The 24,954-nt window shown below is 60.2% G+C and carries 23 protein-coding genes; 13 read left to right on the forward strand and 10 right to left on the reverse strand.

The window, feature by feature from the left end; genetic code table 11:
• Positions 1-107: 107 nt before the first annotated feature.
• Positions 108-1,598 carry a GH3 auxin-responsive promoter family protein gene (locus HER32_RS05950; protein WP_168681207.1) on the reverse strand — a complete coding sequence of 497 codons (1,491 nt, stop codon included), beginning with the start codon at positions 1,596-1,598 and terminating at the stop codon, positions 108-110.
• A 173-nt stretch (positions 1,599-1,771) separates the two neighbouring features.
• Here HER32_RS05950 and HER32_RS05955 point away from each other — a divergent pair, with 173 nt between their 5' ends.
• Together HER32_RS05955 and HER32_RS05960 are read left to right on the forward strand one after the other, a co-directional pair.
• Positions 1,772-2,200 (forward strand): OsmC family peroxiredoxin, encoded by a 429-nt coding sequence (locus tag HER32_RS05955; protein WP_149071287.1) that lies wholly within the window; start codon positions 1,772-1,774, stop codon positions 2,198-2,200.
• A 159-nt stretch (positions 2,201-2,359) separates the two neighbouring features.
• Positions 2,360-2,836 (forward strand): hypothetical protein, encoded by a 477-nt coding sequence (locus HER32_RS05960; RefSeq protein ID WP_168681209.1) that lies wholly within the window; start codon positions 2,360-2,362, stop codon positions 2,834-2,836.
• Between the two features lie 80 nt (positions 2,837-2,916).
• Here the strand turns inward: HER32_RS05960 and dnaA are convergent, their stop codons facing one another.
• The 3 genes from dnaA to HER32_RS05975 form a co-directional block, all read right to left on the reverse strand.
• The gene (gene dnaA, locus HER32_RS05965) at positions 2,917-4,407 is read right to left on the reverse strand and encodes a chromosomal replication initiator protein DnaA (RefSeq protein ID WP_149071285.1); all 1,491 of its coding nucleotides are present in this window, start codon (positions 4,405-4,407) and stop codon (positions 2,917-2,919) included.
• A 141-nt stretch (positions 4,408-4,548) separates the two neighbouring features.
• A complete protein-coding gene (locus HER32_RS05970; protein ID WP_149071284.1) occupies positions 4,549-5,469 on the reverse strand; it encodes a bifunctional metallophosphatase/5'-nucleotidase in 921 nt (306 codons plus the stop codon).
• Between the two features lie 157 nt (positions 5,470-5,626).
• Positions 5,627-6,385 carry a 5'-nucleotidase C-terminal domain-containing protein gene (locus tag HER32_RS05975; RefSeq protein WP_168681211.1) on the reverse strand — a complete coding sequence of 253 codons (759 nt, stop codon included), beginning with the start codon at positions 6,383-6,385 and terminating at the stop codon, positions 5,627-5,629.
• Between the two features lie 200 nt (positions 6,386-6,585).
• Between HER32_RS05975 and HER32_RS05980 the strand changes: the two genes are divergently transcribed.
• The 5 genes from HER32_RS05980 (at position 6,586) to HER32_RS06000 (ending at position 14,082) form a co-directional block, all read left to right on the forward strand.
• Positions 6,586-8,394: a methylmalonyl-CoA mutase family protein gene (locus HER32_RS05980; protein WP_168681213.1), complete on the forward strand. Its 1,809-nt coding sequence runs from the start codon at positions 6,586-6,588 to the stop codon at positions 8,392-8,394.
• Between the two features lie 171 nt (positions 8,395-8,565).
• Positions 8,566-10,767, forward strand: coding sequence for a methylmalonyl-CoA mutase (gene scpA / locus HER32_RS05985; RefSeq protein ID WP_168681215.1), 2,202 nt, complete (start codon positions 8,566-8,568; stop codon positions 10,765-10,767).
• Positions 10,768-10,794: 27 nt separating this feature from the next.
• Positions 10,795-12,195: a Fic family protein gene (locus HER32_RS05990; RefSeq protein WP_168681217.1), complete on the forward strand. Its 1,401-nt coding sequence runs from the start codon at positions 10,795-10,797 to the stop codon at positions 12,193-12,195.
• Positions 12,196-12,336: 141 nt separating this feature from the next.
• Positions 12,337-12,762, forward strand: coding sequence for a hypothetical protein (locus tag HER32_RS05995; protein ID WP_168681219.1), 426 nt, complete (start codon positions 12,337-12,339; stop codon positions 12,760-12,762).
• Positions 12,763-12,939: 177 nt separating this feature from the next.
• Complete coding sequence (locus HER32_RS06000) at positions 12,940-14,082, forward strand: acyltransferase family protein (RefSeq protein WP_168681221.1); 1,143 nt, start codon at positions 12,940-12,942, stop codon at positions 14,080-14,082.
• A 167-nt stretch (positions 14,083-14,249) separates the two neighbouring features.
• On the opposite strand, the gene nudK is transcribed toward HER32_RS06000, so the two are convergent.
• Positions 14,250-14,837, reverse strand: a complete 588-nt coding sequence (gene nudK, locus HER32_RS06005; RefSeq protein WP_168681223.1) for a GDP-mannose pyrophosphatase NudK — start codon at positions 14,835-14,837, stop codon at positions 14,250-14,252.
• 171 nt (positions 14,838-15,008) lie between these two features.
• Entirely contained in the window at positions 15,009-15,407 is a 399-nt protein-coding gene (locus HER32_RS06010) for a DoxX family protein (RefSeq protein WP_168681225.1), read from the reverse strand.
• A 241-nt stretch (positions 15,408-15,648) separates the two neighbouring features.
• On the opposite strand from HER32_RS06010, the gene HER32_RS06015 reads away from it, so the two are divergent.
• Together HER32_RS06015 and HER32_RS06020 are read left to right on the forward strand one after the other, a co-directional pair.
• Positions 15,649-16,827, forward strand: a complete 1,179-nt coding sequence (locus HER32_RS06015) for a P1 family peptidase (protein ID WP_168681227.1) — start codon at positions 15,649-15,651, stop codon at positions 16,825-16,827.
• Positions 16,828-16,890: 63 nt separating this feature from the next.
• Positions 16,891-17,622 carry a metal-dependent hydrolase gene (locus HER32_RS06020; protein WP_168681229.1) on the forward strand — a complete coding sequence of 244 codons (732 nt, stop codon included), beginning with the start codon at positions 16,891-16,893 and terminating at the stop codon, positions 17,620-17,622.
• Positions 17,623-17,684: 62 nt separating this feature from the next.
• Here HER32_RS06020 and HER32_RS06025 read toward each other — a convergent pair whose 3' ends face one another.
• Positions 17,685-18,173, reverse strand: coding sequence for an ankyrin repeat domain-containing protein (locus HER32_RS06025; RefSeq protein WP_149072925.1), 489 nt, complete (start codon positions 18,171-18,173; stop codon positions 17,685-17,687).
• Between the two features lie 408 nt (positions 18,174-18,581).
• On the opposite strand from HER32_RS06025, the gene HER32_RS06030 reads away from it, so the two are divergent.
• Entirely contained in the window at positions 18,582-19,394 is an 813-nt protein-coding gene (locus tag HER32_RS06030; RefSeq protein ID WP_168681231.1) for a M57 family metalloprotease, read from the forward strand.
• Positions 19,395-19,478: 84 nt separating this feature from the next.
• Here HER32_RS06030 and HER32_RS06035 read toward each other — a convergent pair whose 3' ends face one another.
• The 3 genes from HER32_RS06035 to HER32_RS06045 form a co-directional block, all read right to left on the reverse strand.
• The gene (locus HER32_RS06035; RefSeq protein ID WP_149072923.1) at positions 19,479-20,393 is read right to left on the reverse strand and encodes a YitT family protein; all 915 of its coding nucleotides are present in this window, start codon (positions 20,391-20,393) and stop codon (positions 19,479-19,481) included.
• A 180-nt stretch (positions 20,394-20,573) separates the two neighbouring features.
• Entirely contained in the window at positions 20,574-20,933 is a 360-nt protein-coding gene (locus HER32_RS06040) for a hypothetical protein (protein ID WP_168681233.1), read from the reverse strand.
• A 90-nt stretch (positions 20,934-21,023) separates the two neighbouring features.
• A complete protein-coding gene (locus tag HER32_RS06045) occupies positions 21,024-22,178 on the reverse strand; it encodes an NAD(P)/FAD-dependent oxidoreductase (protein ID WP_168681235.1) in 1,155 nt (384 codons plus the stop codon).
• Between the two features lie 234 nt (positions 22,179-22,412).
• Between HER32_RS06045 and HER32_RS06050 the strand changes: the two genes are divergently transcribed.
• The 3 genes from HER32_RS06050 (at position 22,413) to HER32_RS06060 (ending at position 24,937) form a co-directional block, all read left to right on the forward strand.
• Positions 22,413-23,147 carry a murein L,D-transpeptidase family protein gene (locus HER32_RS06050; protein ID WP_197748878.1) on the forward strand — a complete coding sequence of 245 codons (735 nt, stop codon included), beginning with the start codon at positions 22,413-22,415 and terminating at the stop codon, positions 23,145-23,147.
• A gap of 55 nt (positions 23,148-23,202) precedes the next feature.
• A complete protein-coding gene (locus tag HER32_RS06055; RefSeq protein ID WP_149072920.1) occupies positions 23,203-23,763 on the forward strand; it encodes an NUDIX hydrolase in 561 nt (186 codons plus the stop codon).
• 88 nt (positions 23,764-23,851) lie between these two features.
• On the forward strand, positions 23,852-24,937 hold the full coding sequence (locus HER32_RS06060) for a WD40 repeat domain-containing protein (protein ID WP_149072919.1): 1,086 nt from the start codon (positions 23,852-23,854) through the stop codon (positions 24,935-24,937).
• Positions 24,938-24,954: the final 17 nt, after the last annotated feature.

Consider the following 24,954-nt stretch of genomic DNA (forward strand, 5'->3'; position numbering starts at 1 on the left):
CCAGCGTAGGCAAGCAAAGTACACATTGAACGACAGGAATGAAATTCCTGACAGGTCAGGATACGTTTTCTACCGGCCGTACTCTACCGCCAACTCTTCCCCAGCAATTACCCAAGCAGGCCTTCTGCCAGCTGCCGGTCGTTGCTCAGGCGGGGCACTTTGTTTTGGCCGCCCAGCTTGCCCTGGCTTTTCATGTAGCGCTGAAATGCGCCGGCCGGCAGCGGCGTGAGCAGCAGGGGGGCGAGAATGTTACCAGAAAGCAGGTCGTCGTAGTACACGTTGCGCTGGCGCAGGCCAGCATCCAGGGCTTCGGCAAACCCGGCGAGGTTGTGGGGTGGGCGAGCAAACTCAATCAGCCACTCGTGGCGGGAAGGCACGGCGGGGTCGTCGCTCACGCGGGGTGCCACCGTAAACTCCACAACTTCGGCCTCGGGATATTGGCCCATGGCCTCGCGCAGGGTTTGCTCTACTTCCTCGCCAATGACATGCTCCCCGAAAGCTGACAGAAAGTGCTTGATGCGCCCCGTCACGACCACCCGAAACGGGTATTTCTGGGTGAAGCGCACGGTGTCGCCGAGGGAGTAGCCCCAGAGGCCGGCGTTGCTGCTGAGCACCACCGCATATTGCTGGTCCAGCTCTACCTCTGCAATGGTCAGGCGCGGCGGGTTGGGCTCGAAAAACCGCTCGGCAGGAATGAACTCGTAGAAAATACCGGCATCCAGCAATAGCAGCAGGCCGGGGTTGCCGGGCTCATCCTGAAATGCCAGAAAGCCCTCCGACGCCGGGAACAACTCAATGCTGTCTACCGGCCGGCCAATGGTTTCAAACAGCTTTTTGCGGTAGGGCTCGAAGTTGACGCCCCCGTACACAAACAAGTCAAACTGCGGAAACACTTCCCCCACCGGCCGGCCCGTGCGCTGCACGATCCGGTCGAAGTACATCTGCACCCAGGGCGGAATCCCTGAGATGAGCGTCATGGGCTGGCCCAGGGTTTCGTCTACTATCCGTTCCAGCTTGGTTTCCCAGTCTTCGATGATGTTGGTCTGGTAGCTGGGCAGCTGGTTGCGGCGCAGGTAGGCCGGCACGTGGTGGTTGGCAATGCCCGAGAGCCGGCCCGTGTGAATACCGCCCACGGCTTCCAGTTCCGGGGAGCCCGACAGGAAGATCAGCTTGCCATCCAGAAAGCGGCTTTTGCCGGTGCGGTGCACGTAGTGCAGCAGCGCGTCGCGGGCTCCGTCGATGTGGTTAGGAATGCTGTCCTTGGTAATGGGAATGTACTTGGCCCCGGAGGTGGTGCCGCTGGTTTTGGCCAGGTACAGCGGCTTGCCCGGCCAGAGCACGTTGGCCTCGCCGGTCTTCAGGCGCTCAAAATAGGGTTTCAGGCCTTCGTAGTCGCGCACGGGCACGCGGGCGGCCAGATCCTGGGCCGTGCGGGCGGCGCCAAGGTCATGGTCGCGGCCGAAGCTGGTGCGGGCGCCTTGGCGCAGCAGTTCCTGGAGTACCCGCTGCTGGGTGCCCACGGGGTCCTGCTGCCAGCGGGCATACTGGCGGGCAACGTACGCGGCCAGCGGCCGGCTCAGAACGGATTTGATACCCATGCGGGGAAGTGAGTGAATGGGAAATGAGTAAATGAATGAAAATCCACCCATCAGCTCAGCGCTACCAGTTTCGGTCAAAAATAGGACTTCGTGCTTTGAAAAAGCTTAATGACTTATCTTTTCAGGGTCGGAGGACGTACGTCACTCAACTATTCACCCACACATTTACTCCCATGATCAACCAACGTGGCAAGGCCGTCTGGAACGGCGACATCAAAGGCAGCGGCGAAATTTCCACCCAAAGCGGCACCGTGCAGGCGCCCTACTCGGTGGGCGCGCGGTTTGAAGGTCAGAAAGGCACCAATCCCGAAGAACTGATTGGGGCGGCCCACGCCGGCTGCTATACCATGTTCTTGACCAGCATCCTGACCAAAGACGGCAAGCAGGTGCAGCAGATCCGCACTGAGTCGAAGGTGACGCTGGATACCTCGGGCGACGTACCGAAAATCGTGAAGATTTCCCTGACGACGGAAGGTGAAGTAGCGGGCCTCTCGCAGGAAGAGTTTCAGCAGTACGCCGAGAAGGCCAAGGAAAACTGCCCCATTTCGCAGGTACTGAAAGCCGTACCGGAAATGGAGCTAGCGTCGGCCACGTTGAAATAAGGAGGAAGTCAGTTGTTGCCCTTTTGCCATACCGCGCCAAGCTGAGGCGGCCTTGCTTACTTTGCCAACCGCAGCCTGTGAGTTGCCTTAGCTTGGCACTCGGCGGTGCACAACCAACAACTGCTTACTTTTGCGGCTTCTCTTTTCCTCAAGCTACGTATGCCTCCAGCCTCTACCCGTTTTCGACTTCAGCCCGCCAACACACAGCGCATTCCTTTCTGGGGGCAGCTCTTCATTGGGCTCATCTGGCTGGGCTACGTGCTGGCCCTGATTTTCTCGGGCGAGGGCAGCAGCGACTTTCACTTCCTGCACTACGTATTTCTGGTGTTTAGTCTGGTGTATCTGGGCTACGTGCTGGTGCACAACGCGCCCATTTTTGGCACGCAGAGCTACCTGGAATTCACCCCAGCTTACATCGTGCATAAGAATGGCCTTTTCCGGCCCAAGCAGGCCTTTGCGGCCGAAACCATTGCCGCCATTGAGCTGCTGCCCCGCCAGCTACGCCTCAAGCTGAAAGACGGCACCAGCTTCCCCTTAAGCCTGCGCGAGATACGCGGCGCCAAGCGCAAGCGTCTGGTTATCGACAAAGCCCGCACGTTTGCGGCCCAGCACCAGATTCCCGTGCGGGAAGCGTAGCTCCCTGTTAACGTATGTAAAAAAGAAGGCCGCCCAGGTAACAGGCGGCCTTTACTTTATGTGCTTGAATAAGGAGCAAGCTATTTCGTAAACTTCTTGCGCAGCTCCTGCACCTGGCTCCGAAACTGCTTATCGGAGTCAATCAAGTCCGAAACAGTCTGCACGGAGTGGATGACGGTGCTATGGTCGCGGCCGCCGAAGTGGTAGCCAATGCTTTTGAGGGAGTGGTTGGTGTGTTCCTTGGCAAAGTACATAGCCACCTGCCGGGCCGTTACCACCTCTTTCTTGCGGGTTTTGGCCTTCAGCAAATCCACCGAAATACTGAAGAACTCCGCCACGGTTTTCTGAATAAAGTCCAGGTTTACCTCCGCCTCTACATCCTCAATGATGTGACGTAGGGCCTGCTTGGCCATTTCCAGGTCGATTTCGCGGCGGTTCAGGGAGCTTTGTGCAATGAGCGAAATCAGCACGCCTTCCAGCTCCCGCACGTTGGTATCCACGGAGTAGGCCAGGTACTCCACCACCTGCGGCGGGATGTCAATGCCATCCTGCTGCATCTTGTTCTGGATGATGGCCATGCGCGTCTCAAAGTCGGGGCTTTGTAGGTCGGCCGTGAGGCCCCACTTAAAGCGCGACAGGAGCCGGTCCTCCAGACCCACCAGGTCGCGGGGCGGCCGGTCCGAGGTCATCACAATCTGCTTCCCAGCTTGGTGCAGGTGGTTGAAGATGTGAAAGAACATTTCCTGCGTCTTGTCCTTGCCCGAGAGGAACTGCACGTCGTCCAGAATCAGGATATCAACCAACAGGTAAAAGTTGGCAAAGTCCTGCACGGCATTGGCGCGCAGGCTCTCGATAAACTGGTTCGTAAACTTCTCCGCCGACACGTACAGCACGAACTTGTCGGTGTTCGAGGCCTTGATGTGGTTGCCGATGGCCTGCACCAAGTGGGTTTTGCCCAGGCCCACGCCCCCGTAAATCATCAGGGGGTTGAAGCTGGTAGTACCCGGCTTGTTGGCCACGGCCAGACCAGCCGAACGCGCCAAACGGTTGCAGTCCCCCTCAATGTAATTCTCGAAGGAATACGAGTTATTGAGCTGTGACTGCAGGTAGTTGCGGTCGATGACCTTAGACGCCTCGAAGGGGTTGCGCAGCTGGGCCGGTGCCACCGGTGCCGCCGCGGCAGCGGCCACGTTGCGGGCCGAAGCCGTAAGGGCACCGGCCGCCAGAGAGGCTGCTGGGGTAGATGCCGCCGACGGCGCCGCCATTTTCCGCGCCGTGGGGATATTCACGGTGCGGGGCTTGTTCTGGCTATTGCCTTGGTCTACCACAATGGAGTACTCCAGCCGCCCTTCCGGGCCCAGCTCCTGGTAGATGCCGCGCTTAAGCTCCTCCACGTAATGCTCTTCCAGCCATTCGTAGAAAAACTGGCTGGGCACCTGAATGACCAGCACATTATCGTGCAGGGCTACCGGCACAATGGGTTCAAACCACGTGCGGAAGCTCTGCTCCCCAATGCTGCTCCTGATGACGCGAAGACAGTTGGCCCATACGATACGGCAATCCTTCAACATCAATGAAAATCAGGCAAATGCGTGGTTGCGAGGGCAAAAAGGGAGAGGCAGAGCAAAGCTCACGAATGAGCCTTTTTTTTAGAGGGAGACAAAAATGTGGAAAAGTCCGGAGACAAAAAAACCCATTTCTGCTTGCGAATGTCAGGCTGTATGCACGGGTAGCACCGCCGCCTGCGCTACGCCCGGCCGGCGCGTGCCCCGCTCGAACACATAATCGATACGGCCCAGGTTGATGCCCGACCACCCTACCTGGTTTATCAGGGTCTGGTGCCCGTTGGGGCCCTTTACCACGTCCGGCTTTTCCAGGAACGTGTGTGTGTGCCCACCTAGTATCAGGTCGATGCCGGGGGCGCCGGCCGCCAATTTAAAATCGTCGATTTTCTCGTCTTCGTATTTATAGCCCAAGTGCGAGAGGCAAATTACCATGTCGCACTTCTCAGCCCCGCGCAGCTTGGCTACCATGTCGCGGGCCGTAGCAATGGGGTCGAGGTACTTGGTAGCGCCATAGTTGCGGTCGGCCACCAGGCCGGCCAGCTTGATGCCTACCCCAAATACCCCAATGCGGTGCCCGGCTTTCTCAAATACTTTATATGGCTGAAAGCGGCCGGCCAGCAGGGTTTCCGAGAAGTCGTAGTTGGCCGACAGAAACGGAAACGCGGCGTTGGGCAGCTGCTTCTGCAAGCCTTCCAGCCCGTTGTCGAAGTCGTGGTTGCCGAGGGTGCTGGCGTCGTAGCGCATCTGCGACATGAGCTTATACTCCAGCTCACCCCCAAAGAAGTTGAAGTAGGGCGTGCCCTGCCAGATGTCGCCGGAGTCGAGCAACAGCACGTGGGGCTCCTGCCGGCGCACCTGCTCGATGAGGGCAGCGCGGCGGGCCATGCCGCCCATGCCCGCCCACTGGGCGGCGTTATCGGGAAATGGCTCAATGCGGGAGTGCATGTCGTTGGTATGCAGAATCACCAGCTTCGCGGCATCGGCCGCGGCAGCGGGTAGGCTCAAACCCAACAACCCCAAACTGGCCGCACCCAGCGTGCTATGTTTCAGAAATTCGCGACGGTCCATCTGGTTTAATGTGGAGAATGTGGGGAATGTGCTGCGCTTCGCTAATGTGAAAAATATGAGGAATGTGAGGAATATGGGATGGAGAAGCATTTCTAATTAGCACATCAGCACATTCCCCACATTTTCCACATTCCCCACATTAGCGAAGCGCTGCACCTTAGAGTTTCACTCGGCCTTCTACTTTGGCTTCTACTGGCTTGCCGGCTTTGGTAAGCTCTTGGATGTGCTCACTGATAGCGGTACGCAGCAGTACGCCGGTTTTGCGTGGGGGCAGGGCCCGGAAAAACGTCATCTGGTCGCCGCCGCCGGCCAGATAGTCGCTGATGGCAATGGTGTAGGTGCGGCTGGCATCAAAAGGCTTCCCGCCGATGAGGATGTTGGTGGCTTTGCCCTCGGCCGTGGCCGTGTACACCGCCCCCGACAAGGCCATTTTCACCCGGGCAGCGTAGTCGAACATCTGCTGGACCACGGCGCCGGGGGCGTCCAGCACCACCAGCTCGTTTTCAAACGGCATCAACTCAAATACCGAGCCCACCGTGACCGGACCAGCCGGCAAGGGTGCCCGCAGGCCCCCGTTGCTCATCACGCCCAGGTCGATGGGCTGCCCCAGTTCCCGCGAGGCCCGGGTGCGTTGTAGGTCCGACACGAAGTTGGCCAGCGGCGACTCGCCGGGGTTTTTCGTAATAGCAGCCGGCGCATTGCCCAGCACGGCGCTCATGGTTTCCTCTACCTTTTGATGATAAGGCGCAATGGTGGCTTCGGCCTTGGGGTCGGCGGAAAGCTGCTTGCTCACGGGCTGGGCCGTGACGGGTGCTAGCTGGGCTGTGGCCTGATAGAAAGGGCGCTGGCAGCCGGCAGTCAGGCTGATACAGGCCAGCGCTGCCCCAAATAAAAAGCCAGAAAAGCTAGAATTCATGCGAGATACACGTTGTAAAGAGGGCAAAGATACACAGCCGCGCGTACCCAAGCAGCCAAGAGGTTTATGATTCACCACCAGGGAAGCTTCCTTTTCCAGGAATAGCCAGGCCCTTGGCGTAAGCCCAAAACGCTGCATAAGCCTGCGCCGATATCTAGGCCAATCCGGTATCTTTAGCCCGTTTTCCACCCGCTTTTGCTATGTCCGACACGCCGCGCCCAGGGTCTGTTTCCTTTGCCGAGTTTGCCCCGCTCACCACCGAGCAGTGGCAGCAGCGCCTCACCCGCGACCTGAAAGGCGCCGACCTGGCCGATCTGCGCTGGCACACCCCCGAGGGGTTGGTGCTGGAGCCCTTTTACCACCGCGAGGCCCTGGCCTCCCTTGGCACGGTGCCTGCTCCGCAGGTCCCCGCCCTGCCCGGCCGCTGGCGCAACGTGCCTACCCTGGTCGTACCCGCCCACGACAACGGCCACGCCGCCATCGACCATGCCGCCCAGGCCCTGCAGCGCGGGGCCGATGGTATCCACTTCGATATCACCGCCCCGGCTTTGTTTGATGTGGGCTATCTGGCGGCTACCCTACCCACTTCTTCCGCTTACCTGGCCTACACCGTGTGCCAGCAGCCCGACGAGTTTCTGCAGCGCCTGCTGGAAGCAGTACCACCCCACACCCTGCGCGGCTTTCTGCGCTACGCGCCCGGCCAAGGCAGCTCGCCCGACGACTATGCCCTGCAGGTGGAGGCCCAGCGCCGCTGCCTGGAGCTGGCCCGCACCTGCCCCGATTTTTTGCCTTTAGGCATCAACGGCAACTTTTTTGGCAACCGGGGTGCCACGGCCGTGCAGGAAGTGGCCTACATCCTGAACACCGCTGTAGCCTTCCTCGACAACCTGCCCACCCCCGAGGGTGGTATCGACGCCACGACGGTGGCGGCCGCCCTGCACGTGCACGTGAGCGTGGGCACCAGCTACTTCCTGCAGATAGCCAAGCTGCGCGCTTTGCGCCGGTTGTGGGCTACGCTGCTGCACGCCTTTGGCGTACCGACCGAAGTAGCTGGCCACCTGCACATTCACGCTACTACCTCCTCGTGGGTGCAAACCACCCTGGACCCGCACACCAACCTGCTGCGCGTGACCACAGAGGCCATGAGTGCCGTGCTGGGCGGGGCCGATTCGGTGTCCGTCACGCCCTTCGACAGCCTCTACGCCGAGCCCAATGAGTTTTCGAGCCGCATAGCGCGCAACGTGCCCATCATTTTGCGCGAAGAAGCCTACCTCGACCGGGTAGCCGACCCCGCCGCCGGCTCCTATTTCCTCGAAACCCTCACCGACCAGCTGGCCCAGGAGGCCTGGGCACTGTTCCAGGAAATGGAAGCCGCGGGGGGCATTTTGTCGGGCCGGGGCCGGATGATGGAGGCTATCCGCCAGAAGACCATGGAGCAGTTCCAGCGCATTGCCAGCGGCGAGCAGGTAATAGTGGGCACCAACCGCTTCCAGAACGCCCAGGAGCAGTTCAGCTTCGATGCCAAGAAACTGCTGCGCAGCCGCTCCTTTGATAGCACGCGGGCCGCCTATCCTTCGGAAGTACTGCGCCTGGCCACGGCCATGCACTTTGTGCGCAAGGAGCAGAAAAAGAAAAAGGCCGCCGTGGTGCTGCTCGGCACCGACACTATTCAGCTGATCTACGACTCCTTCGTGCGGCTGCTGCCCCCGGCCGAGCGCCCCGCGCTGGCCGAGGCCCCGCCGACGGGCGCTTTGTCCATCCTGTTTTCTTCGGCCGAGGAAGCCACGCTCATGTCGGCTACCAACGAGCAGTTCCGGCGCTTCTCGGAGTTTATTCTGCAGGAGCCCCAGGACGACCCCGAGGAAATGCTGGCCGACCACGACGCGCCTGTCCTGCTCTCCGCCGACCTGGCCACCATGCGCGAGGCGTTGCGCGTGTTCGGCTTCCAGGAGTTCACCCTCCACGGCCACACCACCGACGACGTGCTGGCCCGTTTGCAGGGACGGTAAAAACCACCTGTCATCCTGAACGCAGTGAAGGACCTTCTGACGTTGGCTGGCAACCGGCCAACATCTGTCGTTCTTCGGAGATAAGGTTCTTCGTTCTCGCTTGATGCGCGACATGCTCAGGATGACAAACGATTAGACAGCCTGTACCCGTTACGCCCCGCCCCCTACCCCATGAAACCCGACTTCTCCACCATAGCCTACGATGCCGCGCCGCTGGCGGCTCCGCTGGCCCAGCCCGCTACCTCCTCCACCCCCGAGGGCATCGAGCTGAAAGCGTATTACACCGCCGAAGACATAGCCACGCTCGACCACCTGGGGTTTGGGGCGGGGCAGGCGCCCTTTCTGCGCGGGCCTTACTCCTCCATGTATGTGCAGAACCCCTGGACGGTGCGCCAGTACGCGGGCTTTAGCACGGCCGAGGCCAGCAACGCGTTCTACCGCCGCAACCTCGCGGGCGGGCAGAAGGGCCTGAGTGTGGCCTTCGACCTGGCCACGCACCGGGGCTACGACTCCGACCACCCGCGCGTGCAGGGCGACGTGGGCAAGGCCGGCGTGGCCATCGACTCGGTGGAGGACATGAAGATCTTGTTCGACCAGATTCCGCTGGACCAGATGTCGGTGTCGATGACCATGAACGGGGCGGTGCTGCCCATTATGGCCTTCTACATTGTGGCGGCCGAGGAGCAGGGCGTGAGCCCCGAAAAGCTGGCGGGCACCATTCAGAATGACATTCTGAAGGAGTTCATGGTGCGCAACACCTACATCTATCCGCCCGCGCCCAGCATGCGCATCATTGCCGATATCTTCAGCTACACGGCGCGGCTGATGCCCAAGTTCAACTCCATCAGCATCTCGGGCTACCACATGCAGGAAGCCGGGGCCACCGCCGACCTGGAGCTGGCCTATACCCTGGCCGACGGTGTGGAGTACGTGCGTGCCGGCCTCGCAGCGGGCATGACCATCGACCAGTTTGCGCCCCGCCTGTCGTTTTTCTGGGCCATTGGCATGAACCACTTCATGGAAATTGCCAAGATGCGCGCCGGCCGTTTGCTTTGGGCCAAGCTCATGAAAGGCCTCGGGGCCGAGAACCCCAAGAGCTTGGCCTTGCGCACCCACTGCCAGACCTCGGGCTACTCCCTCACCGAGCAGGACCCCTTCAACAACGTCACGCGCACTTGCGTGGAGGCCCTGGCCGCGGCCCTGGGTGGCACCCAGAGCCTGCACACCAACGCCCTCGACGAGGCCATTGCCCTGCCCACCGACTTCTCGGCCCGCATTGCCCGCAACACCCAGCTCTACCTCCAGCACGAAACCGACATTACCCGCGTGGTAGACCCCTGGGGCGGCTCCTACTACGTGGAGCGCCTCACCCACGAGCTGGCCGACAAAGCCTGGGCCCTCATCCAGGAAGTGGAAGAGCTGGGCGGCATGGCCAAGGCCATTGAAACCGGCCTGCCCAAGCTGCGCATCGAGGAGGCTGCCGCCCGCAAGCAAGCCCGCATCGACTCGGGCAAGGAGGTGATTGTGGGCGTAAACCGCTACCGCCTCACCGAGGAGGAGCAGGCCCGCGAAGCCCAAATCGAAATCCTCGACATCGACAACGCCGCCGTGCGCGAGTCGCAGATTGCCCGCCTCAATAAGTTGAAAGCCGAGCGCGACAACGCCGCCGTGCAGCAAGCCCTACAGGCCCTGACCGACGCGGCCAGAGAGGTTTCGGGTTCTGAGTCTGGGGTTTCGGGTACGGACGTTCAGCTCGAAACTAGCAACCAGAAATCCGAAACCCGAAACCTCCTGGCGTTGGCCGTGCAGGCTGCCCGCCTGCGCGCGACGCTGGGCGAAATCTCCGATGCCCTGGAGGCCGTGTATGGCCGCCACCAGGCCACCATCCGCACTGTGTCGGGCGTGTACTCCCAGGAAATGGACTACGACCAGGAATTTGCCAAGGCCCGCCAGCTGGCCGATGCGTTCAGCCAGAAAGAAGGCCGCCGCCCCCGCATGATGGTGGCCAAAATGGGCCAGGACGGCCACGACCGGGGCGCGAAAGTCATTGCCACTTCCTTCGCCGACGTGGGCTTCGACGTGGACATTGCCCCCCTGTTCCAGACGCCCGAGGAAGTAGCCCGCCAGGCCGCCGAAAACGACGTGCACGTGGTGGGGGTATCCTCGCTGGCTGCCGGCCACAAAACCCTGGTGCCCCAGCTCATCGAAGAGCTGGCTAAATTGGACCGGGCCGATATCCTCGTCATTGCCGGGGGCGTAATCCCGGCCCAGGACTACCAGTTCCTCTACGACGCCGGCGTGACCGGCATCTACGGCCCCGGCACCGTCATTGCCGTAGCCGCCCAGGAGATTCTGCGGAAGCTGGGGGAGTAGCAAGCCATCAACAGCAAGCATAAGAAGATGTCGTTGTTCTTAGAAGTAGATCGGCTGAAGGCAGAGTTGGATGTGTTGCGTCCGCTTTCGCCTGAGCAGGAAGCGCGTGTTCTGCAAAAGTTTCGGCTGGAGTGGAATTACAATTCCAACGCCATTGAAGGTAACTCCCTGACGCTGGGGGAGACCCGCTCCCTGCTGCTGCACGGCCTCACTGCATCGGGCAAACCCATGCGTGACCATCTCGACATCAAAGGTCACAACGAGGCCGTGCTGGCGCTGGAAGAATTCGTGCGGAGCGAGTATCCCCTAACCGAGCAGTTCATCCGCGAGATGCATCAGGTGCTGCTGGGGGAAGCCTACCGGGTGAGTGCTCAAACGGCCGACGGCCAGCCCACCAGCAAACTCATTCAGCCCGGCCAGTACAAAACCAGCCCCAACAACGTGCTGACCAAGACGGGTGAAATGTTCTACTTCGCTACGGTGGAAGAAACCCAGGCGAAGATGACCGACCTCGTAACCTGGTACCGCGAGGAAGAAGCCACGCCTACGCTGCATCCCGTAGCCCTGGCCGCTGAGTTTCACTACCGCTTCGTCCGTATTCATCCCTTCGACGACGGCAACGGCCGCATGTCGCGCCTGCTGATGAACCTGATTCTGTTGCGCCACGGCTACCCCATGACGGTCATCAAAAACGATGACCGCAACCGCTACTTAGCTGCCCTCTCCGCCGCCGATGCCGACGAACCTGAGCCCTTTCTGCGCTTCATTATCGAAAACGTAGAGGCCAGTCTACGGCTGATGATTCGCGCCGCCAAAGGCGAATCCATTGACGAGCCGGATGACTTGGACAAGAAGTTGGCGCTACTGAAGAAGCAGGTACTGAGCCGGAGCGAGTTTGACGAAATTACATGGAATGTAAAAACGCAAGCAAAATTATTCGATGATTATATCCGCTTCTGGCTTACAGACTTTGTAGCAGAAATGACTCGGTTTAATGATTTATTTCAAAAATCTGAATTGAGCTTTCATGCAAGGTTTGATAACACAGTTAATGTTGCTCAATCACCGCCTGCCGCAATAGACACCAATACTGCTCTTAAGGCAGCTGATGCCCGGTTTAATAGTCTAGACCCACTGGATTTAATGAGTCAGGCTATGCTTTTATTTCGCTGGGAAACTTTTAGAGGCTTAGCAGAAACTTTTGACCAAACTGTTAATCTCTGTTTCGTATTCACAGAACGACGCTTCAACCTATTATTTGCTGTTTATGAAAGCCAACATGGCGGCCAATCACAATCAGTCATTGAAGCTGACTATAAAACCAGTTACGACCTCGTCCGAATTCACGAAATCAACCATCAACTCGCCACCAAAGTCTATGAATTCATTGCCTCTAAAGTGACCGAAGCCGACTCCGCCCCTAGTTAAATCTCCCTCCCGGCCCGCCCTCCCAGCGGGCCGCTGCGGCTACTCGAAGCACTCGGCCAAAGCAAGGGCGTGAGCCTTACCTTTGAGTGCGTGAGCCGCCGTTAGGTACCTCCGCCACCCAAACGCTCATTGCCCCTTTGCATGCGCATCGACGACATCGACCAGGAAGACGCGGATATTGACTACTTCGCCACCGATGCGGCGGGGCACGTGCTGCACGTGGCTTCGGGCGGGGGCGTGTTGCCCGAGTCGGTAGCCGCTTCCCAGGAAGACTTGCTACTGCTGCATCAGTATTTTCTCACCCTGCCCGAACGCGGGGAAGCCAAAGCCGTGGAGCCTGGGTTGCAGGGCAACGGACCAGTGCGCTACGCCCGGCGCGGGCTGTTCTCCTTCAACAAAGTGCGCCTGCACGAGCGAGACGATGCGCAGTATTACATAGTAGCCCGGCCCACCCGGCCCCTCACCGTGGCCGAGCTGCCGCCGCCGCTGGCGGAGCTGCTGCTCCGCACCCGCCTGCCCAGCAACGTAGGCAGCCTTGCTATGCTCGATATAACGGCTATTTCCTGACTTTGCTCCCGGCATGCTCCCTAGTGGGCCGACGTTGTCTCCGGGGCTTTATCTTCGAAGCGGAGAGTAGCACAGCCTTGAGGGTACGCGGGCATGGGCAGAAGGGCGGTTCTTTTGACGTCGGAAAACAGTCCGAACGGTGCTGGTTCGGCACGGAGCCGCCGCCTACATTCGCGTATGCAGACACAACTACTGGCCGAACCTGCCGCCCCGGCGTTGAGCACCAAGCCGCACTACGCTATTCTGGACGGGCTGCGGGGCGTGGCGGCCCTCACGGTGGTGGCCTTTCACCTGTTTGAGGCCCACGCCACCAGCCACCTCGACCAGCGCATCAACCACGGCTACCTGGCCGTGGATTTCTTTTTCCTGCTTTCGGGCTTCGTCATCGGCTACGCCTACGACGACCGGTGGGAGCACATGACGCTCCGGGAGTTCGTGAAAATCCGGCTGATTCGGTTGCAGCCGCTGGTGGTGCTGGGCATGGTGGTGGGGGCCGCGCTGTACTACTTCCAGGATTCGCCGCTGTGGCCCGGCATCAGTACGGTGCCCGGCTGGCTCGTGCTGGTGGTGATGCTCATTGGCTGCACGCTGCTGCCCGTGCCGCTGTCGATGGATATCCGGGGTTGGCACGAGATGCACCCGCTCAACGGGCCGGGCTGGTCGCTGTTCTACGAGTACGTGGCTAATCTGCTGTACGCCCTGGGCGCGCGCAAGCTTTCCAACGCGGCCCTGGCCGTGCTGGTCGCTCTCACGGGGGCCGCCCTTATCCACTTCGCCGTTACGAGTGCTACCGGCGACGTTATCGGGGGCTGGTCCCTGGATGCCGAGCAGCTGCGCGTGGGCTTCACGCGCATGCTGTTTCCGTTTTTTGGCGGGCTGCTGCTGTGCCGCGTAGCGCGCCTGGGCCGGGTCCGGAATGCCTTCGGGTGGTGCAGCCTCCTGCTCTTGCTGGTGCTGGCTTTCCCGCGCGTGGGTGGCCCCGACCACCTCTGGCAAAATGGCCTCTACGACTCACTTAGCATCATCCTGGTGTTCCCACTGATTGTGTGGCTGGGCGCCAGTGGGCAGGTTACAGGCCAAATATCGGCCCGCGTGTGCAAGTTCTTCGGCGACATTTCCTACCCGCTCTACATCACCCACTACCCCTTCATCTACACCTACACCGGCTGGGTGAGCACGCACAAGCCCAGCTGGCAGCAGGCTCTGCCCGTGGCTTTGCTCACTTTTGTAGCGGCCGTAGCCCTGGCCTACGCCGCCCTCAAACTCTACGACGAGCCGGTGCGGCGCTGGCTGCGCGGGCGGTTTCTGGCTGCCCGCTAAGGCTATGAGCGTGTTAGAAAATTGTCATGCTGAGCTTATTGAAGCATCTCTATTGCTTCGTCTGAATACCAGTGCAACGAAGCGGTAGAGATGCTTCGACAAGCTCAGCATGACAATTCCTAAACTGAGGTTTCGAAGGGATACCGGACGGCTTGGGCATGGCTAGCTTACCCCAGCAGGTTGTTCAGCTGAGCATATTGCAGCAGCAGAATGGTTTTGGCGTCTTTGATGGCGCCGGTCTGCACCATCTGCAGGGCTTCGGTGAAGGGCAGTTCCAGCACTTCTATGCTTTCCTGCTCGTGCTCCACCCCGCCTCCGGCGTGTACCCGCAGCTCCTCGGCGTACTCGGCCACGAAGAAGTAAAGGATTTCCGTGACCGAGCCTGGCGACATGTAGGCCTCCAGCACTTTGGTGACGTTACGCACCCGGTAGCCGGTTTCCTCTTCGGTTTCGCGCCGGATGCAGTCTTCCGGGTTGTCCTGGTCGAGCAAACCGGCGCAGGCTTCAATCAGCATGCCGGAGGCATTGCCATTGAGGTAGGTGGGCATCCGAAACTGCCGGGTCAGCACCACCGCTTGCTTTTCGCGACTATAGAGCAAAATCACGGCACCGTTGCCCCGGTCGTAGGCCTCCCGGCTTTGGGTGCTCCACTCCCCGTTGGGCTGCCGGATGTCGAAGGTGATTTTGCGGAGGGTATACCAGTTGTCAGACAGGACTTCCGTTTGCTTGATGTGAACCTCGGGGTTGGAAAGCATAGCCAGGAGTTAAGGCTCAAAGGTAGATGGCTGCTCATCCGAAGCAAGCAGCCAACGCCTCACACAATCATGTACCCGGCCGCGCGAGCACGCCGGGGCGCCGGGGCAGAAAAAAGCCAGCCGATACGCCTGGCAGAGGCGGGCCGGTTTGAAACGTAACGAACCTACTCCTTATCTGGCGGAAGCGTTGCGGTGGCGCAACGAATCGAGGCTCCACGGGCCGGAGCCCTGAAAGAAGATATAGAGAAACACAAAGCAGAAGAGTACCGCTGCCTCCCCTTGGTTGAGCAAGGGCAAGGCGCCCTGCGACGCGTGGGCCTTGAAGTAAGCCACGGCCATCTGCCCGCTGGCCAAGAAGGCGGCAGCCCGGGTAAACAAGCCAAAAGCCACCAGCACCCCACCCACTAGCTCCACGATGCCAGCCACGCCCATAAGCGAGGCCAGTTCTACGGGCGGCTGGTCGCCGGGGAAGCCCAGCAGCTTCTGGCTGCCGTGGAAGGCGAAGAGCAAGCCTACCACAATGCGGAGCAGGGCATAGATGTAGGGAGCGTAGCGGCTGAGGGTACTCATAGCAGAAGACGGTTGATGGATAAGGTAAGACCAAGGCTGGGCTGTCACCGACGCCCGGCTATTCTTAACGCGGCCGTTAGCACCGGGGTTGGGAATCGGCCGCCCGGCTTTGGCACGTGGCTCAGGCTGAGAAAAGTGGCTATCCGAAAAGCTTCAGGCAACGGATACCAGCAGTAGGCTGGTCATGGAAGGCAACAAGCAGAAGTAGCTACCAGGGCTATTTCTCTAGCTTGCCTACACTATGAAATTTCTTCTTCCCCTGTTGCTGGCAGGTCTCGCCGCGTCTCCCAACCACTTTTCAGCTGATGCTCCCTCAGCCAAGCCCCGGGCGCGCGACCTGGGCATCCCCTTTGAAGGTAAGCCAGGAGCCAACAACGCCATTACGGATGTACCAGGCGTGCAGGTAGGCTACAAAACGCTTATTCGCGGCAAAGGCACCCTGAAGTCGGGTAAAGGCCCGGTGCGAACGGGTGTGACAGTGATTATGCCCAAAGGCCGCACCAACACGCCCGTGCCAGCTGCTTGGTTTAGCTTGAACGGGGACGGTGAAATGACGGGTTTGCCCTACGTGGAGGACTACGGCACCCTGGCGGGCCCCATTGGCATTACCAACACCAACAGCGTGGGCGTGGTACGCGACGCTATTGGGGCCTGGAGCATCAAGCAGTTTGCAACCAACGGACCCTTCGATTTTTCCTTTGGCTTGCCCGTAGTGGCCGAAACGTTTGATGGCATGCTCAATGACATAAACGGCCTGCACGTGACCAAACAGGATGTGTGGGATGCCATAGACGATGCCAAGACGGGGCCAGTGGCCGAAGGCAACGTGGGGGGCGGAACAGGCATGGGGCTGTTTCTCTTCAAGGGCGGCAACGGCACAGCTTCGCGCCAGGTTACCGTCGACACGGCCCACTACGTGGTGGGGGCATTTGTCCAGGCAAACTTCGGCGGCCGCCAAGATCTGCAGGTGGCCGGAGTGCCCGTAGGTCGGGAAATCAAGGACCTGATGCCCATCATCACCACTAAACCAAAGGATGGGTCTATTATCGTGGTGGTGGCCACCAATGCGCCCCTGCTACCCTCCCAGCTTAAGCAGCTGGCTAAGCGCGTCACTATTGGAGTAGCACGCACCGGTGGGCTGGGCCGCAACAGCTCCGGCGACCTATTCCTGGCCTTCAGCACGCAGAGCCCCGTTACCAACGAGAAAGGCACACTGGAAACGTGGCGCTCAGTGCCGAAAGAACGCCTCGATGCGCTGTATCAGGCTACGGCTCAGGCCACCGAAGAAGCTATTATCAACGCTCTGGTAGCCGCCGAAACCATGGAAGGCATCAATGGTAACACCATTTACGGCTTGCCGGCCAACCGCCTGCAGGAAGTGATGCGCAAGTACAACCGCTTGGTAGAGCCTGCTAAATAGCCTGCGTAACAAAGCAAGGTCAAGTTATAGGCTTACTTGCAGCATTATTCTGACTTGCCGCCCATGTCTACTACCCGTCTGCAGCTGCTGGGCCACGCCAGCTTCCGCATCACCACGCCCGAGGACTACATCATCTTGCTGGACCCCTGGCTAACCAGCAACCCCTATGTACCTGACCACCTGCGCCAACCCGAGCGGGCCGATCTGGTGCTCCTCACCCACGGCCACGACGACCACTTCGACCCTGAGCTGCCCGCCTTGTTGGGGCGTACCGGGGCCCGGGTAGTGGCACCGGCACCCGTGCGCTTTCACCTGAACGAGCAAGGCGTGCCCACCGGCCAGTGCGAGGCTATGAACGTAGGCGGGAGCATAGACGTGCTGAACCTGCGCCTGACCATGACGGTGGCACATCACGCCGCCCACGTGGATATGCCGGATGGCGCCACCGGTTTTGCGCACGAAGGTGTAGGGTTTGTGCTGCGCTTCTCCGATGGCACCGTATTGTACCTGGCCGGCGACACAGCCCTATTTGGCGACATGCGCCTGCTGGCTGAGCTCTACCAGCCCACTGTAGCAGTGCTGCCTATCGGCGACCGGTATACCATGGGTCCGCGGGAAGCCGCCTACGCCGCGCAGCTTCTGAACGTGCACCACGTGGTGCCTTTTCACTATGGTACCTTCCCTTCGTTGTTGGGTACGCCCGAGCAGTTGCGGGCGCAGCTCTCCCCTGCTGTAGCCGTCACGGTACATGCCCTCGAAGCCGGAGAAGAGCTTGTACTTAGTGGGCTACGCTGAGTTTCTCAGTCCGGCTTCCTAGCTGAGTGGGCTTCAAGAGCGGGGCCCACCCAGCCGGGTGTTTACTCCGGCAGCACCTTCAGGGCTTCTTCGTTGCCTTGCTGTAAAGCCAGGTCACGGGCGGAAAGGCCACGTACGTCGCGCACAGCCGTATCGGCGCCGGCTTGCAGCAGCAGGGGCAGCATGTTGTGGCGGCCAAACAAGGTGGCGAACATCAGGGCGGTACCGCCGTTGCCATTCTGCAGGTTGACATCGGCGCCGTACTCAATAAGCAGCTGCGCTACTTCGGGGTAGCCTTTGAAAGACACCCCCATAAGCGCCGTATTCCCGGCCATATCCTGCACGTTGGGGTCGGCCCCGGCGGCCAGCAGGGCCCGGGTGGCCGCCACATGGCCGTCGTAGGCTGCTACGATAAGCGGCGTGAAGCCTTTGCCATTCTGCAGGTTGACATCCAGCTGCGACGCTGTCAGCAGGTCCTGCAGGTCGGCAACGCTACCCCGGCGGGCAGCATCGAATAGTAAATCTTCGGGGCGGTCAGAAGTAAAAGACATGGCTGAACTTGAAAATAAGAAGCGCAAAGCTGCTACTAAACCCATAAACGTCCAGGGAAAGATAGTAGCATAATTAGGGCGTTTTTCTGTCGCGCGTTTCGAGGCCACCAGTAGTACTGATCTTAGGCTTAGTCCGCGGAGCGACCGGAATTGACGTGGGGCACGCTGCAGCAAAAGCCGTTAGTTATGAGGGGATTGCGAACGGTTGTTAGGCAGAAAATTGGATAACTCCGGTCCTCCTTTTATAGAACGATAAAAATATTGACCTGAACAATTTTAAGAGCTAAATGTTCATCTGAGCTTCATAATTACCTCGTACAAGATTTGGGCGTTTTGCAATTTCTTCAAAAACGAAGCTAGATTTGGGCACTCTTCACAACCATCACCCCAAAAAACTTTCTTTTTTTCATGAAAAACGCAAAACTCTTAGTAGCCGCTCTGTTGATGGCCGGCACCGCGCTGTTCTCGAGCTGCAGCAAGCAGGAAGAAGTGACCAAGAACGATGCGCCCAGCGAAGAAACCCTGTCGCAGATCCGGGCTCTGGGCTTCAGCACCCACGACGTGAAGCGCGATGGTGACGCTTACGTGGTAGAAGGCGACATTCGCCTTACTTCCGCTGACCTCAAGAATTCTTATGCGAATGGCAAATTGCTGCGGGTAGGTAGCGAGGAGCAGTACCGCACCACTAACCTGGTAAGTGTGGGTTCTACTACCCGCACCATTTACGTGGCTGTTAGCTCTACGCTACCTTCGGCCTACGTTACGGCTACCGACGAAGCCATTCGCCGCTATAACGCTGAAGGCCTGCGCCTACGCTTCCAGCGCGTTTCTTCAGGCTACAACATCCTGCTCACCAAAGCCCCCAGCGGTTCCTCTTACCTGGCTTCGGCCGGCTTCCCCACTTCAACTGGCAATCCTCACAACCAAGTGTTGGTGAACTCCACCTACCTGGGTTCTAACCCCGGCACCAACTACCTGGCTACCATTCTGGCCCATGAAATTGGCCACTGCATTGGCTTCCGCCACACCGACTACATGAACCGCGCTTATAGCTGCGGCGGTGCTTACACCAACGAAGGGGCCAGCACCGTGGGCGCTATTCTGATTCCTGGCACGCCTTCCTCGGCCGACCCCAACTCCTGGATGCTGGCTTGCGTGGGCACGGGTGTGAACCGCCCCTTCAACACCAACGACCGCACCGCACTCAACTACCTCTACTAGTAGCTGCGTCATCCGTCATCACCCCACAAAAAGCCCCGCCATCCTCCTGGCGGGGCTTTTCTTATGCGGCACTAGTGCTTGGGGCTAGTGCAGCGGGCGTTTTTTTACCAGACCGCCCTTGGTTTCCCGTACGCTGCTCATCACCACAAAGGCCTGCGGGTCCAGCTTGTCGATTTCTTCCGTAAGACGGGCTACTTCCAGGCGGGTAACAACCGTGAAGATGATGTCCATGCTTTGGAGCTGGTCGCCGCGGGTGCCGTAGCCGCGCTTGCCCACGTAGAGGGTAGCGCCCCGGCCCAGGGTTTCCGTCACCATGCGGCGGATGTCCTCGCTGCGCTGGGAAATGATGGTTACGCCGGTGTATTCCTCAATGCCTTCAATGATGAAGTCGATGGTTTTGGCGGCCGATAAGTAAGCCAGAATCGAATACAGTGCCGTATCGATGGACAGCAGCAGGGCCGCCACGCCAAAGATGAGGATGTTGATGACCAGAATAATGTCGCCAACGGACAGGGGCGTTTTGCGGCTGATGTACACGGCCAGGATTTCGGTGCCATCCAGCACGGCCCCACCCCGCATGGCCAGCCCAATACCGGCCCCCAGAAAAAAGCCCCCAAACACGGCAATGAGCAGCTTATCCTTGGCAATGACGGGAAAGGAAATAACCAGCAGCACCAGGGCCAGCCCCACAATAGCCAGGAAGGTGCGCAGCGCAAACGCCCTGCCCAGCTGGAAATAGCCCAGGATGATGAACGGAATGTTGATGATGACAATCAGCAATGACAATGAAATGCCGGTCAGTTGATTGGTCAGCAGCGAAATACCCGTAACCCCGCCATCGATAAACTCATTGGGTAGCAAAAACCCCTTGAGGCCAATGGCGGCGGAAAATATGCCCGCCACTACCAGGGCAACCTGCACGCTCTGGCGGCGCACCCAGCGGCGGCCTTCGTGGATGGCATCGAAGGCGTCCTGGGTTTCCTGGTCGAAAGTGGCCATAATGGGTGAGTCAACGTGAAGTCGGCGGGCCTTTTTTTCCCGCAGGTGTTTAATAAGAAGTTGCTGGAGCAGCATGGGCGTTGATTTTCGATTAAATAAAAGCCGCCTGCTGATTGCAGCGTACGGCCGCCTCGCGGCCGATTGGCGGCGAAACACACAAAATCATCCGAAAACCTGCTGCTATGGAGCGTTGGGAAAAATGCTGGTCCGCAGCCGTTGCCGTTGCCCATTCAGGTCAGCCGCCAGACCTCGGGCACGAGCCGTACCGATACGCAGCTGCCAGCCCTTTGCGCCGGCCCGTGGCCCTTCCCCACTGTGCACCCACCACGGGCTGCTGAAGCCGGAGGTGTGGTCATCGGCCGAGGCCAGGAAGGTGTGATGCGCCACGACGACCAGCTGCCACTGCTTGGGCGCGGAGCCCGGCGTCTTCAGCCAGTACTGACTTTCCGGCGCCGACGCCGCGCTGCACGCTGTCTGAGGCCAGCTACTTAGCAGCAGGCCCAGCAGCAGGCGTAACAGAACAACGGAAAAGGCAAGCATACAGGAAGGCAGGAGCGGCAGGCAAAGATGCTGCTTGTCTATGGGAAACGCGGAGCCTATCAGAAAGTTGGGCCGGCGACTTTTCTCCGGTTAGCCAATCAGCCGAATCAGCCAGTGCTGAAATGGCCGCCGCTGGGCCACCCAGAAACCCAACCGCAGCAGAGCGGGCCAGGCAGCCAGCAACTGCATCAGACGGTAGCTGCGCTGCAGGCGCCGCCCCAGCCGCTGGTGCACGGCCCGCTCGTAGTTCTGCAGGTAAGCTAGGCTGAAATTCTGCTGCTGAAAGCACCGGATGGCCTGCTCGGCAGCCAGAATTCCGCTGATGACGGCTTTATCGATGCCGTGTCCCTGCAGCGGGTCAATAAGGGAGGCTGCGTCGCCGGCCAGCAGGCAGCGGGGCCCGGCCAGCGGCAGCTTGCGGCCCGCCAGCGGCAAGCCAAAGCCCGTAACCTCCGTGAGCGGCTGGGCCGCCGCAAACCGAGGTGCCAGCTGCGGATGTTCCCGCAGCAGCTGCCGGAGCGCCTGCTTCATGTCTACGCGGCGGGCGGCCACCTGTGCCGAGAGCAGCCCAAACCCGACGTTGTACACCCCGCCTCCTACCGGAAATACCCAGCAGTAGCCGGCCGGGTAGTCGCGCAGGAAATAAAACTCACTGGTATGCGCATCGGTGCCGACCAAACCGATATAGTAGGCCCGCACGGCCGCACAGTGGTAGTTGCGGTCGAGCGGGCGGGGCAGCACTTTGCGCACAGCTACCGAGTTAGCCCCGTCGCAGGCCAGCAGCAGTTGAGCAGTGAGCGGGGGCTGGCTGGCATCAGCACTGAGCAGCTGCACACCTTGCTCACTGGTGTGCACATCCCGCACCGCGTAGCCTTCCAAAATGGTGGTAACGGTGTGGCGCCGCACCAGCTGCAGCAGCTGGTCGTCAAACTGCTGCCGGGGGCTGTTGAAGGTGGGTTTCTTCCATTGAATCAGCAGCTCCTGGCCTGCGGGCCCAAACAACCGGCTGGCGGCAGCCGACGCCTGAGGCTGCACGGTCCGCAACTCCTGGTACCAGGCTTCGGAAAGCCGGCGAATGGCCGTGAGCGTAGGCCCCGGAATGGCGTCGCCGCATACTTTGTCGCGGGGGAAGCAGGCTTTGTCTACCAGGGCCACACGCAAGCCGTGCCCGTGCAGAGCCAGGGCCGCTGCCGTACCCGCGGGCCCAGCGCCCAGAATCAGGATGTCGTACGTATAGTTGGGCAAGGACACGCGGTAGAAAGCACAGCGCCCAAAGGTAGGCGTTGCCGCCGCTTTTGCAGCAGCATATGGCTCCGCCAGCGCAATGGCACGTGGTCTATTCAACCGTCAGCTCAGCAGAAGCTAAATGCACAGCTTTTTCTATATAGGCCTCATACGATTAGCAGTCTGACGGGCGTTGGCAACTGCAGGAGCTTGCGTGAACGGCCCGGGGCGGGGTTCAGCGGCTCAGCTACAGCTATGCGCTTATTGATTGTATTGGCCGGCGCGCTGCTGGCTATGTGCGGGCAGCCGCAATGGTCGTTTCGGGAAGACCAGCTGCGCTTTCCGCGCGTGCGCACAGCCTATGCCAACCACCTCCCAGCGGTACACGCGCTGTTTACGCGGGCGGGCATCAACCCGGAGGAGCCTGAGCTATTTCTGCGGGCCATCAAAACCCGGCAGCAGCTGGAAGTCTGGGGGCGCACCCAGGGCCAGGGCACCTACCACCTGCTGCGCTCCTATCCTATTGCCGCGGCCTCAGGCACGCTGGGCCCCAAGCGGCGGGAAGGCGACCTGCAGGTTCCCGAAGGCTTTTATTATATCGACCGGTTTAACCCCAACAGCAATTTTCACCTGTCGCTGGGTTTGAACTACCCCAATGCCGCCGACCGCCAGCGCAGCGACGCCCTGCACCCGGGTGGGGACATTTTTATTCATGGCTCCAATGTGACCATCGGCTGCGTGCCCATCACCGACACGTGGATAGAAGAACTTTACGTGCTGCTGGTGGAGGCGCGCAGCGGCGGCCAGGAGCAGATTCCGGTACACATATTCCCCTTCGACCTAACCACGGCCAACTTGGCGGCGCGAACGAAAAGCCCCCACTACTCCTTCTGGCAGGAGCTCAGCCCGGGTTACCGCTTCTTCGAGCAGCGTCGCGTTCTGCCCGCAGTTAGCGTGACGGCGCAGGGGGCCTACGCCGTGGTGCAGTAGCCTGGAGCGCAGCAAGGCTTGGCAGTAAGCCCCGGAATTGCCGTAGTTTGCGGCTATGGCTGCCCCTCGTTCCCTTGATGATTTTCCGATTCCGGCTAACCTGCGCGAATCGGCCGTGCTGGTCCCTGTGTTTCGCGACGACGCCGGCGAGCTGCAAGTAGTGATGGTGCGGCGGGCCGATTTTGGCGTGCATGGCGGCCAGCTGGCTTTCCCCGGCGGCAAGCCCGAGCCCGCAGATGCCGACCTGCAAGCCACCGCCCTCCGTGAGGCGCAAGAAGAAGTAAGCCTGGCCCCTGCCAACGTCGATATTCTTGCCTTGCTGCCTACGGTGGTTGTTCCTTCCGGCTTCCGGATAACTCCTTTCCTGGGTCGTATCCGTCGGCCCGACGTGTGGCAGTGGCAGGCCGCGGAAATTGACGAAGTGCTGGAAATTCCGCTGCGCCATTTGGCTGATGCAGCTAACCACACGGAGGAAACCTGGCAGCTGGCGGGCTGGCCCGATGCCCGCCGGGTTCCTTTTTACCGGGTGGGCAACAACTACCCGCTCTGGGGCGCCAGCTACCGCATCCTGCAGCCACTAGTGCCGCGCCTGCTGGCTGGAGAGTGGGGCGTGTAGTGGCCGCAGCGGCCAATAGTTTGGCACGAAATTGCGTTTTGAAGAAAACAGCCGCTACAGGAGTTCTATTCCACTCGGCCTTTTACCTATGAAACGACTGTTTTTTCTGTTTGCCATCCTCTGCCTGCCCCTGGTGGAAATATTGGCCCAGGTCAACCAAAGCCTTTGGTACTTTGGCAATCAGGCCGGCCTTAGCTTTGCTTCGGGCCAGCCAGTGCCGCTCACCGACGGCAAGATGAACACCTACGAAGGCTGCGCCGTAGCCACCAATGCGCAAGGGCAGCTGCTGTTTTATACCAACGGCGTAAACGTCTGGAACCGGGAGCACCGCCTCATGCCCAACGGCCGCCGGCTGATGGGCGACGCCAGCAGCGCCCAAAGCGCCCTGATTGTGCCCGACCCCGGCAGCGCCAATGTGTTCTACATTTTCACCACGGACTTGCAAGGGCACGGCAACGGGCTGCGGTACTCGGTAGTTGACCTTACCCGCGACAATGGCCTGGGCGACGTACCCCGCGCCAACCTGCTGCTGATTACGCCCGTGGCCGAAAAGCTGGCCGCCGTACCGCACCGCAACGGCCGCGACGTATGGGTGGTGGCGCACCGCTGGAACTCCAATGCTTTCGTGTCCTACCTTGTTACGGCCGAGGGCGTAGATGCCACGCCCCACCTGAGCAACGTGGGCAGCATGTATGCTGGGCCGGGCCGCAACGCCATTGGCTGCCTGAAATTCTCCCCCGACGGCACCCAGCTGGCTACGGCTATCTGGCGGGAGACCAACAAGTTTGAGGTATTCAGCTTCGACCGCACGACGGGCCTGGTGAGCAACCCGCGCCAGTTTGGCCCCTATGAGGAAGCCTACGGGGTAGAGTTTTCCCCCGATGGCAGCAAGCTGTATGGCACCAGCAACGGAGCCGGCGGCGGCAACGCGCAAATCTGGCAGTTTGATCTGCGCACGGGGGATGCCAAGGCCATTGGTAAATCGGCCAACCGTAAAGTAGGCTCCATGCTGCTGGGCCCCGATGGCCGCATCTATGTAGCGCGCGAAGACAACCCTTTCCTGGGCGTTATCCAGAACCCCAATGCCAGCGGGGAGGCCTGCCAGTACGTGGACGATGGCGTTAACCTGGCCGGGCGTCGGAGCCGGCTCGGGCTGCCCAACTTTATCCGCTAGCACCCTGCTCCGGCAGC

Origin of the sequence: Hymenobacter sp. BT18 (assembly GCF_012273015.1) — a bacterium.
GTDB lineage: Bacteria > Bacteroidota > Bacteroidia > Cytophagales > Hymenobacteraceae > Hymenobacter > Hymenobacter lutimineralis.

What these genes read in the sequence shown, in the direction of transcription:
- scpA (WP_168681215.1), top strand. Translation starts at nt 8,566, where the DNA reads ATGAAACCCGACTTCTCCACCATAGCCTACGATGCCGCGCCGCTGGCG.
- HER32_RS06050 (WP_197748878.1), top strand. Translation starts at nt 22,413, where the DNA reads ATGCGCTTATTGATTGTATTGGCCGGCGCGCTGCTGGCTATGTGCGGG.
- HER32_RS06040 (WP_168681233.1), bottom strand. Translation starts at nt 20,933, where the DNA reads ATGCTTGCCTTTTCCGTTGTTCTGTTACGCCTGCTGCTGGGCCTGCTG.
- HER32_RS06020 (WP_168681229.1), top strand. Translation starts at nt 16,891, where the DNA reads ATGTCTACTACCCGTCTGCAGCTGCTGGGCCACGCCAGCTTCCGCATC.
- HER32_RS06030 (WP_168681231.1), top strand. Translation starts at nt 18,582, where the DNA reads ATGAAAAACGCAAAACTCTTAGTAGCCGCTCTGTTGATGGCCGGCACC.
- HER32_RS06060 (WP_149072919.1), top strand. Translation starts at nt 23,852, where the DNA reads ATGAAACGACTGTTTTTTCTGTTTGCCATCCTCTGCCTGCCCCTGGTG.
- HER32_RS06025 (WP_149072925.1), bottom strand. Translation starts at nt 18,173, where the DNA reads ATGTCTTTTACTTCTGACCGCCCCGAAGATTTACTATTCGATGCTGCC.
- HER32_RS05955 (WP_149071287.1), top strand. Translation starts at nt 1,772, where the DNA reads ATGATCAACCAACGTGGCAAGGCCGTCTGGAACGGCGACATCAAAGGC.
- HER32_RS05950 (WP_168681207.1), bottom strand. Translation starts at nt 1,598, where the DNA reads ATGGGTATCAAATCCGTTCTGAGCCGGCCGCTGGCCGCGTACGTTGCC.
- HER32_RS06015 (WP_168681227.1), top strand. Translation starts at nt 15,649, where the DNA reads ATGAAATTTCTTCTTCCCCTGTTGCTGGCAGGTCTCGCCGCGTCTCCC.
- HER32_RS05995 (WP_168681219.1), top strand. Translation starts at nt 12,337, where the DNA reads ATGCGCATCGACGACATCGACCAGGAAGACGCGGATATTGACTACTTC.
- HER32_RS05970 (WP_149071284.1), bottom strand. Translation starts at nt 5,469, where the DNA reads ATGGACCGTCGCGAATTTCTGAAACATAGCACGCTGGGTGCGGCCAGT.
- HER32_RS05960 (WP_168681209.1), top strand. Translation starts at nt 2,360, where the DNA reads ATGCCTCCAGCCTCTACCCGTTTTCGACTTCAGCCCGCCAACACACAG.
- nudK (WP_168681223.1), bottom strand. Translation starts at nt 14,837, where the DNA reads ATGCTTTCCAACCCCGAGGTTCACATCAAGCAAACGGAAGTCCTGTCT.
- HER32_RS06055 (WP_149072920.1), top strand. Translation starts at nt 23,203, where the DNA reads ATGGCTGCCCCTCGTTCCCTTGATGATTTTCCGATTCCGGCTAACCTG.
- HER32_RS05980 (WP_168681213.1), top strand. Translation starts at nt 6,586, where the DNA reads ATGTCCGACACGCCGCGCCCAGGGTCTGTTTCCTTTGCCGAGTTTGCC.
- HER32_RS06035 (WP_149072923.1), bottom strand. Translation starts at nt 20,393, where the DNA reads ATGGCCACTTTCGACCAGGAAACCCAGGACGCCTTCGATGCCATCCAC.
- HER32_RS05990 (WP_168681217.1), top strand. Translation starts at nt 10,795, where the DNA reads ATGTCGTTGTTCTTAGAAGTAGATCGGCTGAAGGCAGAGTTGGATGTG.
- HER32_RS06010 (WP_168681225.1), bottom strand. Translation starts at nt 15,407, where the DNA reads ATGAGTACCCTCAGCCGCTACGCTCCCTACATCTATGCCCTGCTCCGC.
- dnaA (WP_149071285.1), bottom strand. Translation starts at nt 4,407, where the DNA reads ATGTTGAAGGATTGCCGTATCGTATGGGCCAACTGTCTTCGCGTCATC.
- HER32_RS05975 (WP_168681211.1), bottom strand. Translation starts at nt 6,385, where the DNA reads ATGAATTCTAGCTTTTCTGGCTTTTTATTTGGGGCAGCGCTGGCCTGT.
- HER32_RS06000 (WP_168681221.1), top strand. Translation starts at nt 12,940, where the DNA reads ATGCAGACACAACTACTGGCCGAACCTGCCGCCCCGGCGTTGAGCACC.